This window comes from Aphanizomenon sp. UHCC 0183, from assembly GCF_009712065.1.
Classification (GTDB): domain Bacteria; phylum Cyanobacteriota; class Cyanobacteriia; order Cyanobacteriales; family Nostocaceae; genus Dolichospermum; species Dolichospermum heterosporum.
Genome location: NZ_VILC01000047.1, coordinates 22,929 through 34,349 on the forward strand (window position 1 = coordinate 22,929; position 11,421 = coordinate 34,349).

Here is an 11,421-nt window from a genome sequence, read left to right on the forward strand (position 1 = left end):
AAAATAGATATCTTATTACCAATTACCAATTACCAATTACCAATTACCAATTACCAATGGGAAAAGCTAATGCAAATCATTCGTTTACCAGTACTGGCTGACAATTATATATTTTTACTGCATGATCCAGTACAAAATATTGCGGCTGTTGTTGATCCGGCGGAAGCACAACCAGTTTTAGATGAATTGAGAAAAATTAATGCTCAGTTAGTGGCAATTTTTAATACCCATCATCATGGTGATCATGTGGGTGGGAATACACAATTAATGAAAGCATTTCCTGATGTGAAAGTTTATGGAGGTGCGGAAGACAGGGGGAGGATTCCGGGACAACAGGTGTTTTTACAGGAAGGCGATCGCATCCAATTTAGCGATCGCACTGCTAATATATTCTTTGTACCTGGACATACTCGCGCTCATATTGCTTACTATTTCCCCCCAGCAAGTCCAGGAGAGCCTGGAGAATTGTTCTGTGGTGATACATTGTTTGCGGGAGGTTGCGGGCGTTTATTTGAAGGTACACCAGGGCAAATGGTAGATTCATTAAGTAAACTCCGGGCTTTACCTGATCATACTCGCGTTTGGTGCGCCCACGAATATACTTTAAGCAATTTGCGATTTGCTGTGACGGTAGATGCTGAAAATGCAGATTTACAAAAACGCTACCAAGATGTTAAAGCTCAACGGGATAAATTAGAACCGACAGTTCCATCAATTTTAGGAGTCGAAAAACTCACCAATCCTTTTTTGCGTTGGGAAGAACCATCTCTACAAGTAACAGCAAAGAGTGATGATGGTATCCAAACCTTTGCCCGAATTCGGGGAATGAAGGATAATTTTTAATTATTTTGATAATTTGTCTAAGTAGTGAGAAAGAATTAATTACATAATGTCATTGCGTAAGCGTTGCGTGGCGTTAGCCATATGGAACCAAGTGAAATGAAGCAATTCCAAGGGTTGTGATTGCTTCCCTTCCCTCGCAATGACTGTAAATATTTTTGTCCAATTACTTAGGGTTGGGGAAACCCCCCCCCGATTGTATTACATCCGAACGATAACTATAGGACTCCTATTTGATTTTTGAACGGAACTCGGTACACCTTTATATTCTCGAATCCTCTTGCCTTCCTACGTAAGAAAATATGGCTAACGCCACGCTTTGCTATCAGGAATCAAGCCGGATTCCTATATATTAAAAATTAGCGATAGAATGAAGATAATTCTTATCAATATGTTAAGAGAGTCAAGCCAGCAGTAAATAAACTTTATGAATAAAACATCGGTAAAAAATCTCTACGATCAAGATTTTTATCTTTGGGTTGAAGATACCGTTAGTAAGTTAAAAGCACGAGATAATGAGCATTTAGATTGGGATAATTTAATTGAAGAGGTAGAATCTTTGGGTAAAAGTCAGCGCAAAACAGTGCGGAGTTTTCTGGTGCGTTTATTAGAACATTTATTAAAGCGGTGTTATGTACCAATGTCGGACTGTTATCGGGGTTGGGAAATTGAAATCAGAAATTTTCGGCAATGGTTACAAATTGAATTAGAAGATTCACCGAGTTTGAAAGGTTTTGTTTTAGAAGTTCTGGACAAAAGCTATCAAATGGCTTTAGAAAATGTGAGAGATGGTTATCCTGATGTTTATTTTTCTGATGTTTGTCCATTTCCTAGTAATATAGATGCTTTGTTAAATGAGCGATTTTGGAAGTGACGGAGAGATTTTTTTTGAATATTTCCTTTTTCACTCAATTAGAACAGTTTTTGGGAATTACTCTGAGTAAATGGGTTAAATAATTCGATTATAGTGTAAATAGACAGTTTATGCCTGTGTCATGCTGCACGAATGGTAAGCTATATCTATGGAAAACAGACTCAGATAACAGTATAATGTAAATAGCTTTACCCATGATTTCTATGACATTAACAGAAATTTTACCCTCACTACAAAAATTATCTCACCAAGAAAAAATCAAAGCCATTCAATTTTTAGCTACAGAATTAGCTCAAGAAGCACAAAATTTAGCAACAGAATCACTTGAGTATGGTGAGATAGATACAGAATTAAATTTTCAGCCTCTTAATAAAAAAGACATGATTGAAGAAAGCAAATCTGCTTTAGAAACATACCGTCGTACAGGTTCAGGAGTCAAACATGAACAAGTCCAAAAATGGGCAAATAGTTTAACAATTCATAATAATAATGTCTGAGATAGTTTGGACAGAAACTGCTACGAATGACTTAAATCGTCATTATGATTTTATAGCACTTAGTAATGCTGATGCAGCAGTCCGCGCAGTACAAGCAATTGTTTCTTCAGGGGGAAGTCTACAACAAAATCCTCGTCGCGGTGCGATTGTAGATGAAATAGTAGGGTTACGAAAGCTTATAGTTGCTTTTGGTAAGGAATGTGAATTAAATAAGGTGCAAAAGTAGGGTGTGTTAGCGACAGCGTAACGCACCATTCCAGGTTACATCAGAATTGCAGGTTATTAAATTTGCGTTCCTAAGTATGGATTTATAATTCACTACGTTATTCTTGAGGATGATGTGATTATTTTACGTATATATCATGGACGAGAGAATAGACCTATTTAGTTAATTGCAAGATTGCAAGCGTTAGCTTACGCTTTCCTTTATCTATGAAAATATTGCTTTTTTAAAATTTCTAGCATTTAGAGTTGCGATCGCTCCCCAAATTTCGCTACAATGTCGAGGCTGTGGGTACGTTAAAAGTCGCTGAGGATCAAGCTACACTTTTATGAGCCACCCTGCGACACCTAAATAACTAAGATTTTACCAAGAAAAGCGAAAAACAATGGCGAAACGTGTACAATTAGTTTTAACAAAAGATGTTACCAAGCTGGGAAAACTCGGCGATTTGGTAGAAGTAGCTCCCGGTTATGCTCGTAACTACCTCATCCCCCAGAGTTTAGCCGCTCGTGCTACACCTGGATTACTTAAACAAGTAGAACGCAGACGCGAGAAAGAATATCAAAGACAATTAGAACTCAAACAACAAGCAACTGAGCAAAAAACAGCTTTAGAAAATATTGCTGGTTTAAAAATTGCCAAGCAAGTTGGGGAAAATGAAGCTATTTTCGGTACTGTTACCACCCAAGACGTTGCAGATGCAATTCAAGCAGCAGCTAACCTAGAAATAGATCGTCGTGGTATCACCATTCCCGATATTAGCCAATTGGGTACTTACAAAGCTGAAATCAAACTCCATGCTGAAGTAACAGCAGTAATTAACATTGAAGTCGTCTCTAACTAATACAATTTTGGATTTTAGATTTTAGATTTTAGATTTTAGATTTTAGATTGACTTAAGCAACTCAGCCAACAGCCTGTCAGTTTTGGATTTTAGATTTTAGATTAGCAACTAAGCCAAGACCTTGTAAATTTTGGATTTTAGACGTATCCTCAAATAAACTTGGCGGATGCGAACATTTTTGGATTTTCAATCTTTAATCCAAAATCCAAAATTTAAAATCTAAAATTCGGATGCGGACATTTTTGAATCTTTAATCCAAAATCCAAAATTTAAAATCTAAAATTCGGATATTGATTTTGGATGATGAAATAAAAATCCAAAATCGCCAACATTTAAAATTTTATGGCTGAAGAACTAAGTTTTCAAGGTGATGGTAGTAATCGTTTACCACCTCAAAACATCGAAGCAGAAGAAGCGATATTAGGAGGTATTCTCCTAGATCCAGAGGCAATTGGTCGAGTGAGCGATCGCCTAGTTCCCGAAGCATTTTATCTTAGCGCCCATATAACCATCTATCAAGCCGCCCTCCGTCTCCATACCCAGCAAAAACCCACAGACCTACTTTCCATTACCAGTTGGTTAACAGACAACGATCAATTAACCCAAATTGGCGGCAGAAACAAACTAGCAACATTAGTAGACCGCACAGTTTCCGCAGTCAACATTGATGCCTTAGCAGGGTTAGTCATGGAAAAATACCTGCGTCGGCAATTAATCAAAGCTGGGAATGAAATTGTCCATCTTGGTTTTGAAACAGAAACAGAATTACCAATTGTTCTGGACAATGCCGAACAAAAAGTTTTTAACGTCACCCAACAAAAAACCCAATCAGGATTAGTTCATATTGGTGACACTTTAATTAATACTTTTCAAGATATTGAAACTCGTCATCAAGGGATTGCATTACCGGGAATACCTTGTGGTTTTTATGATTTAGATGCCATGACTAGCGGTTTTCAGCGTTCTGATTTAATTATCGTCGCTGGGAGGCCATCAATGGGAAAATGTCTCAGTTATGATTCAGAAATCGTTTTAGCAGATGGACAAATTGCCACAATTGAAGAATTATATCAGCAACGGCAAGGTTCATTATTAACATTAAATGATGATTGGAAATTTACCTTTACCCAACCATCTGCATTTGTAGATGATGGAATTAAACCAGTTTTCCGCATCACAACTCGCTTAGGTCGGGCAATTGAAACCACAATCACTCACCCATTTTTAACTATTAAAGGCTGGCAAAGATTAGAAAATTTACAAGTGGGAAATAAAATTGCCATCCCTCGGAAAATAGATGTATTTGGCACAGAAACCATCCGCGAGTGTGAAGTCAAATTATTAGCTGATTCTCTTGAAAAGAGTGATACTAAAACCGTCCCAAATATTGTCTTTAAATTAGAAAAATCACAATTATCATTGTTTCTAAATCGTCTCTTTGCCACTGACGGCTGGGCTACTCTACTTAATAGTTGTCAATCACAATTAGGTTATTGTACAGTCAGCGAAAAACTAGCAAGACAAATTCAACATCTGTTATTAAGATTTGGGATTATTGCTGCTTTGAAAAAGCGGTCTGTGAAATATAATGATACCCGTAGACCAGCATGGCAATTAGATATTACTGATGCTTTATCTATCAAACACTTCATTGCAGAAATTGGCATTTTTGGCAAAGAAGCAGCATTAGCAAAAGTTACAGCAGCAATATCTCAAAAAAGATATCAAACCAATCGTGACTTAATACCTATAGAAATTTGGGAACAGATAGCAGCCGCTAAAGGTAGCGAAACTTGGAGTAGTTTAGCAAAACGGGCTGGGATTAAAAGCTATACAAATATTCATGTCGGCAAGCGGGCATTAAAACGGGAAAGATTATGGATTTTAGCCACTGCTTTAGATAATTTACCACTTCAGCAATTAGCAAATAGTGATGTATATTGGGATGAAATTATTTCTATTGAATCAGTTGGTAACAAACAAGTTTATGATTTGACAATTCCTGAAACACACAACTTTATTGCTAATGATATCTGTGTTCACAATACCGCCTTTTGTCTTAACCTAGCTCATAACATTGCAGCCGGTTATCAATTAGCAGTTGCAGTTTTTAGTTTAGAAATGTCCAAAGAACAACTAGTCCAAAGACTATTAGCTAGTGAAGCCGGAATTGAAAGTAGTTATTTAAGAAGTGGCCGCATTAGTCAAACCCAATGGGAACCTTTAAGCCGTGCCATTGATAAACTCTCCGACACGCCGATTTTTATTGATGATACGGCAAATATTACAGTCACACAAATGCGAAGTCAAGCGCGACGATTGCAAGCCGAACAAACTAAAGACTTAGGATTAATAGTAATTGATTACTTGCAATTAATGGAAGGTAGTAGTGATAATCGTGTCCAAGAATTATCGAGAATTACCCGTTCTTTAAAAGGTTTAGCGAGAGAATTATCTGTACCCATAATTGCCTTATCACAGTTAAGTCGCGGAGTAGAAGCAAGAACCAATAAACGCCCCATGTTATCTGATTTGAGAGAATCGGGATGTTTAGCTGGCGATAGTCTTGTTACATTAGCAGACACCGGGTTACAAGTACCAATTAAAGAATTAGTAGGTAAATCTGATTTTGCGGTTTGGGGACTGAACGAAAACACAATGAAACTAGAAAGGGCAATTGTTAGTAACGCTTTTTCTACAGGTATCAAACCAGTATTTACATTAACAACTCGATTAGGTCGAGAAATTCGTGCTACTGGTAATCATAAATTTTTAACTATTAATGGGTGGAAAAGATTAGATGAATTAAATTTGCAACAACAATTAATTGCTCTTGCTAACAGTGATACTTATTGGGATGAAGTTATCTCAATTGAACTAGATGGAGAAGAAGAAGTATTTGATTTAACAGTTGATAAATTACATAACTTTATCGCTAATAATATTATTGTTCATAACTCAATTGAACAAGATGCGGATATAGTAATGATGTTATACCGTGATGAATATTATTCACCAGATACCCCAGACAGGGGAATTGCCGAAGTAATCATAGCCAAACATCGGAATGGACCTACAGGAACAATTAAACTATTATTTGATCCACAATTTACAAAGTTTAAAAATCTAGCTAAACCAAGTTGGTAATATGTCAAAAAAGAATTATTTCAGCTTGATATTACTATTTGTTTCTATTAATATTGGTAGTATTCAAAAAATAGCTAAGGCACAAACACCAGTTCCAGAAGTTACGAATACAAAATCAATTTGTCCTGCTCAATTATCATCTGCTATTAATACTATTATCAATCATCCTCAATTTAGTCGAGTCCGTTGGGGGATTTTAATTAAACCATTATCATCAGAAAAGATTCTTTATAGTCAAGATAGCCAAAAATATTTTATTCCTGCTTCTAATATGAAGCTATTTACTACCGCAGCAGCATTACAACAATTAGGAGCAGATTTTCGGATTCGTACTTCTATTTATGATGATGGTAATGGTGTTTTGCGTGTAGTGGGAAGGGGAGATCCGAGTTTCAAAAATGCTCAGTTAACAATATTATCAAAACAACTATATCAACAGGAAATTCGACAAATTAATCAGTTAATTGCTGATGATAGTTATTTTCAAGGTGAAGTAATTAATCCCAGTTGGGAATGGGAAGACATTCAAGCTGATTATGGCGCACCAATTAATAGTTTTATTCTCAATGAAAATGCTACTGTATTAACTTTTTTACCACAAACTATTGGAGAACCATTAAAATTAAAATGGACAGAACCAACAGAAGCATATCGGTGGAAAATCGAAAATAATTCCGTCACCACTGAAGCCGATAAACCTGGTTTTGTACAAGTAAATCGTGACTTAAAAGGACAAATTCTGCGAATCAAAGGACAATTGGCTATAAATTCCCAGCCAGAGATTACAGGTTTAGCCGTATTTGATCCAGTTGCTAATTTTATCAGACAATTTCGCCAAAATTTATCTAGACAGGGAATCACTGTTAAAGAAACTGTAATTAAAAATCTTAGTCAAAATAAACAAGAAAAAGAAATAGCCGCAGTAGAATCTCCACCTTTATCGGAATTATTACTAGAGACAAATGTGAATAGTAATAATTTATATGCTGAGGCTTTACTCAGAAGTTTAGCTATTAAGAAACCAGAAGAAAAAAATCAAAATACGGCTGATGTCGGATTACAAGTTGTCAGAGAAACTTTAACTCAATTAGGAGTTGCACCAGCAGGTTATGTCATTGTAGATGGTTCTGGTTTATCTCGGAAAAATTTAACGACTCCAGCAGCGTTGGTACAACTTTTACAAGGAATTGATAAATCACCTCAAGCAGCAGTTTTTCGGGCTTCTTTACCTATTTCTGGTGTCAAAGGTAGTCTAAAAAATCGGTTTCTTAATACTGCGGCTGCGGGAATAGTGCAAGCAAAAACAGGTTCAATGACAGGAATTTCTACTCTATCTGGATATATTAACGCACCCGATTATGAACCCTTGGTTTTTAGTATTATGGTAAATCAATCTGAACAACCGGGGAAAGTCATGAGAACAGCAATAGATGAAATTGTAGTTTTATTATCTGAATTAAAGCGGTGTTAAAATAATTGAGTTGAGTAAATGACAGGACTTACGCAAAACATCTCTCAAACCCCCATTTCTCTGTGTTCTCTGCGCCTCTGTGGTTCGTTATTCCATGACTTACTTATATCTAAGTAGGTGAGCGTTGAAAATTGTCGTTATGGCAAGGCAAAAGGCAAGAGGCAAGAGGCAAGAGTGAAGAGGGTTTGGGCGATTTTACATTTCTTTACACAGTTTGGTTTTATTGTGTTCACCTACTTATACTTTCGCACAAAATGACCAAAAAGATAAACTCCATGTACAACCTGAGTTTAGGCAATACTACCCCGTTTTCTTGCTTCTTTGTTGGAAATCCCGACATTTTTGATCCCGGCTTTAATCATTTGTCGTTCTAAAAGGGCAAAGAACCGGGTTCTATCACCACCCCTGACTACAGCCTGATTATGCGCTTCGGCGATCGCCACAGGATAACCATACCCCTTATGTACCTGTGCCAACATTAGCCCTAGTGCTTGATCAAACATGATGGAATTTTCTGCAACCCAAGCAGGAACTTCAATCCGGGCAATTTCCGTCCCGACATGGACGTAACAAAAATAAATAATTTGCTCGTCATACAATTCTAAAATTCGGGCATTACTCCGCCATAATGGTCCCCGTTGTCCTGGTTGAAGTTGGGTGGTCATGATGGTTGTATCGCGCAAAGTATCAAATTTTTTGCAAGGTACGTATTCTAGTTGATTGGGACAATGGGTAATACAATCAGGGACAGGGTGAGGACAAGCTAAAAAGCGTAAAAAGTTGGTGGCTTCGGTGCTACGAGAGGCACTAAGATAGCCCATGAGGGGGATTTGGGCTTGTTGGAGTTTTTGCCAAGCTTCTAAAACGGGAGGTAAAATCATATCCCGCGCATCCATCGGTAATTGATCTAAAAACCAGTATATTAACGAACCATCTATCATCGCTAAGACTGGGGCTGCTGTTTTCGCACTACAAGCCAGTTCTGCCAAGACTGTAGCCTCGGAAGCGGTACGCCGATAACCCATCCATTCATCCGTTCTAATGCCCCACTGACGCGATATATATAAATCTTCAGGGCGATAAAATACCTCCGGTAAACTATCGAGAACTGGGTGAAGATCTTGACCATAGTGCAAAACCACTCTCCCAATATTTAGTAAGTAACAATACGCAATTTCGTGATGATTTGGGGCAATTTGTGAACCATCTGTAGAAATAACAGTATGAACTTTGGGGGGAACAGGAATAGTAATGCAGGTTTCGAGAGGTTCAATGGGTGTAGCATTCGCAAAAATAATCCGATTTCGCCATTCTTCTTGACGTTTAACTAACTGTTCTTGACACTCAAAAGCTTTTTTTAAATATTGTTGTGCTAACTCCAACCGCTGATGACTTGCAGCCACCTCTGAAGTTAAATGTTGACTGAAACCTTGCATTTGTCTCGATATTTTTGTTAAATCAAGCATATTCGTTGGGTGTATTTGTGTTGATGTAAATCAATGCTATATAATTACAGCACTTCCCGATGTTATGAGGTACAAGAACCCCACCCCCAACCCCCTCCAGTATCAAAAGCTTATCCTTTTCTTCCCCCCGCTGCGGGGGGATTTAGGGGGGTGCGATGAGGGGGCTAAGATATAACTCATATAATTGGAAACTGCTGTAACAACTGTATGCTAATAATTGGGAAAAGAGCGTCATGAAAAAATGGAAATTAACAATTACAACTCTCATATTAGGAACTATATTATATAGTCCGTCAGTGTGTGCTAAAAATTTGGCAAATATTTCCGATTTTAGAATAAAATCATCCCTGTTAGCACAATCTGATCTGAAAGAGGCTATTGTATATTTCCATCAGGGAATTAACCGTCATACATTTGGAGACATAAAAGGGGCTATTGAAGAATATAATAAGGCTTTACGGTTACATCCTAATTTTCCTGAAGTTTATTATAAACGAGGAATATCTCGCTATAAGTTGAGAGATTTAAAAGGGGCAATTGCAGATTATAACAAAGCAATTAGTCTTAATTCTAACTATCCTGGTATTTACAATCATCGAGGATTTACTCTTCATGATTTGGGAGATATAAAAGGTGCTATTGCAGATTTCAATCAAGCATTACTTCTTAATCCTAATTTTCCTGAAGCTTACCAAAATCGAGGGGTTTCTCGCAATAAGTTAGGTGATAAGAAAGGGGCAATTACTGATTTGAAAACAGCAGCTAATTTATTTCAACAACAAAAAAGAATTTCTAATTACCAAGAAGTAATTGATCTGATTAAGAAAATAGAAAATAGATCCCCGACTTCTCTAAGAGGATGTTTGAAAAGTTTTTAATGTATAAAGAAACCCCTCTCCAAACCTCTCCCCGAAGCGGGGAGAGGCTTTGAAACCCCCCTTCCAGCTAAAAAAAGCTTTTCTGCTTCCCTCTCCTTTTAGGAGAGGGCTAGGGAGAGGTAAGGAAGGGGGAAAGGGGGGTTAGGTTTCTGGAGATTATCGGTTTCATCTAATACTTTTCAAAGTAACTGTTCGCACTCCCCCCTATCTTTAATGAGAGATCAAGGGTTTCGATAATTTTAGAGGGGGGGGAGTGAGTAACTACCTTTCAAACACCTTCTAAGAAGTCGGGGATCTAGGTAATACATAGATTATAACCAAGTGGAAAAATCGTGATTAAAATGAGAAGGTGATATTAAATGAATACGTGGATCATTTTTCCCTGCTTCCCGTTCCGATTGAGTGTTATAACCCCAATCTGCGAGAAAAAGTTGGACATGATTTAAGTCTGATTGCTGTTGGACTAATTGTAATGTTTTTAGTCTATCTTCCACAAACCATAAACTCGCAGGTTGGGTATTTGCTTTCTTGATTAATTCGCGCAAGGTTTCATATTTTGGGCGTTTTATTTCTTTACCAAAAATATTTTCTGGTGGTAAATTAACTCCTTCTTGTTGTAATAATTGCTTGACAAATCGCCCTTCTTTGGTAGTGACAATATATAACTGTATTTCACTTTTAAGAGTTATTTTGAGTCTTTCTATCACACCTGGATAGAATCTATGCAGACTTAACCAACCATTTAAATCTGTCTGAATCCATTCATCTCGTAGATGATCCAATTTTGTCGAAACTGCCTTTGCTTCTAGATTATCTGCTGCTAAGATTTTGGGAGTGATGTTTGTCCATGATTGGAGAATTTGATCATCAGAAAAACCCTCAATTAAGGCTTTAATTAAAACGGGCATTTCCCAACCTGTTTCAATTACAGGACGTAAACGATAAAATCTCAAAGCTAAATCATCTGGTGGTGTGTCGTTAGCCGGCGACCAAATTTGACAGTAGGTACGCCACGCTACCTCAAAATATTCAATTAGTCCATCGCAAACCACTCCATCAAAGTCTAAAGCCAAAATCATGGGACTATTTGCTGTCATTGTTTTGAGGGTAAAAACTGCTTTTGTTAGCTTACCGCATCTTCATCTCTGGATATGTAGCGATTAATCTATGAAATAGGGATT

At 37.2% G+C, this 11,421-nt stretch carries 10 protein-coding genes; 8 read left to right on the forward strand and 2 right to left on the reverse strand.

The window, feature by feature from the left end:
- Positions 1-69 precede the first annotated feature (69 nt).
- The 7 genes from gloB to dacB all read left to right on the forward strand — a co-directional run bounded on the left by gloB (position 70) and on the right by dacB (position 7,896).
- A complete protein-coding gene (gene gloB / locus FJR37_RS16360) occupies positions 70-843 on the forward strand; it encodes a hydroxyacylglutathione hydrolase (RefSeq protein WP_039201075.1) in 774 nt (257 codons plus the stop codon).
- A gap of 424 nt (positions 844-1,267) precedes the next feature.
- Positions 1,268-1,714 (forward strand): DUF29 domain-containing protein, encoded by a 447-nt coding sequence (locus FJR37_RS16365; protein WP_039201070.1) that lies wholly within the window; start codon positions 1,268-1,270, stop codon positions 1,712-1,714.
- 203 nt (positions 1,715-1,917) lie between these two features.
- Positions 1,918-2,211: a hypothetical protein gene (locus FJR37_RS16370; protein WP_233455383.1), complete on the forward strand. Its 294-nt coding sequence runs from the start codon at positions 1,918-1,920 to the stop codon at positions 2,209-2,211.
- Positions 2,204-2,437, forward strand: coding sequence for a type II toxin-antitoxin system RelE/ParE family toxin (locus tag FJR37_RS16375; RefSeq protein ID WP_052149837.1), 234 nt, complete (start codon positions 2,204-2,206; stop codon positions 2,435-2,437). The genes FJR37_RS16370 and FJR37_RS16375 overlap by 8 nt, the downstream gene beginning before the upstream one ends.
- A 382-nt stretch (positions 2,438-2,819) precedes the next feature.
- Positions 2,820-3,278, forward strand: a complete 459-nt coding sequence (rplI, locus tag FJR37_RS16380; protein ID WP_039201068.1) for a 50S ribosomal protein L9 — start codon at positions 2,820-2,822, stop codon at positions 3,276-3,278.
- Positions 3,279-3,620: 342 nt separating this feature from the next.
- A complete protein-coding gene (gene dnaB, locus FJR37_RS16385; RefSeq protein ID WP_168466544.1) occupies positions 3,621-6,425 on the forward strand; it encodes a replicative DNA helicase in 2,805 nt (934 codons plus the stop codon).
- Between the two features lies 1 nt (position 6,426).
- Entirely contained in the window at positions 6,427-7,896 is a 1,470-nt protein-coding gene (gene dacB / locus FJR37_RS16390) for a D-alanyl-D-alanine carboxypeptidase/D-alanyl-D-alanine-endopeptidase (protein ID WP_168466545.1), read from the forward strand.
- 290 nt (positions 7,897-8,186) lie between these two features.
- On the opposite strand, the gene FJR37_RS16395 is transcribed toward dacB, so the two are convergent.
- On the reverse strand, positions 8,187-9,362 hold the full coding sequence (locus FJR37_RS16395; RefSeq protein ID WP_168466546.1) for a DNA double-strand break repair nuclease NurA: 1,176 nt from the start codon (positions 9,360-9,362) through the stop codon (positions 8,187-8,189).
- A 233-nt stretch (positions 9,363-9,595) separates the two neighbouring features.
- On the opposite strand from FJR37_RS16395, the gene FJR37_RS16400 reads away from it, so the two are divergent.
- Entirely contained in the window at positions 9,596-10,240 is a 645-nt protein-coding gene (locus FJR37_RS16400) for a tetratricopeptide repeat protein (protein WP_168466547.1), read from the forward strand.
- 311 nt (positions 10,241-10,551) lie between these two features.
- Here FJR37_RS16400 and FJR37_RS16405 read toward each other — a convergent pair whose 3' ends face one another.
- Entirely contained in the window at positions 10,552-11,337 is a 786-nt protein-coding gene (locus FJR37_RS16405) for an HAD family hydrolase (RefSeq protein ID WP_168466548.1), read from the reverse strand.
- Positions 11,338-11,421: the final 84 nt, after the last annotated feature.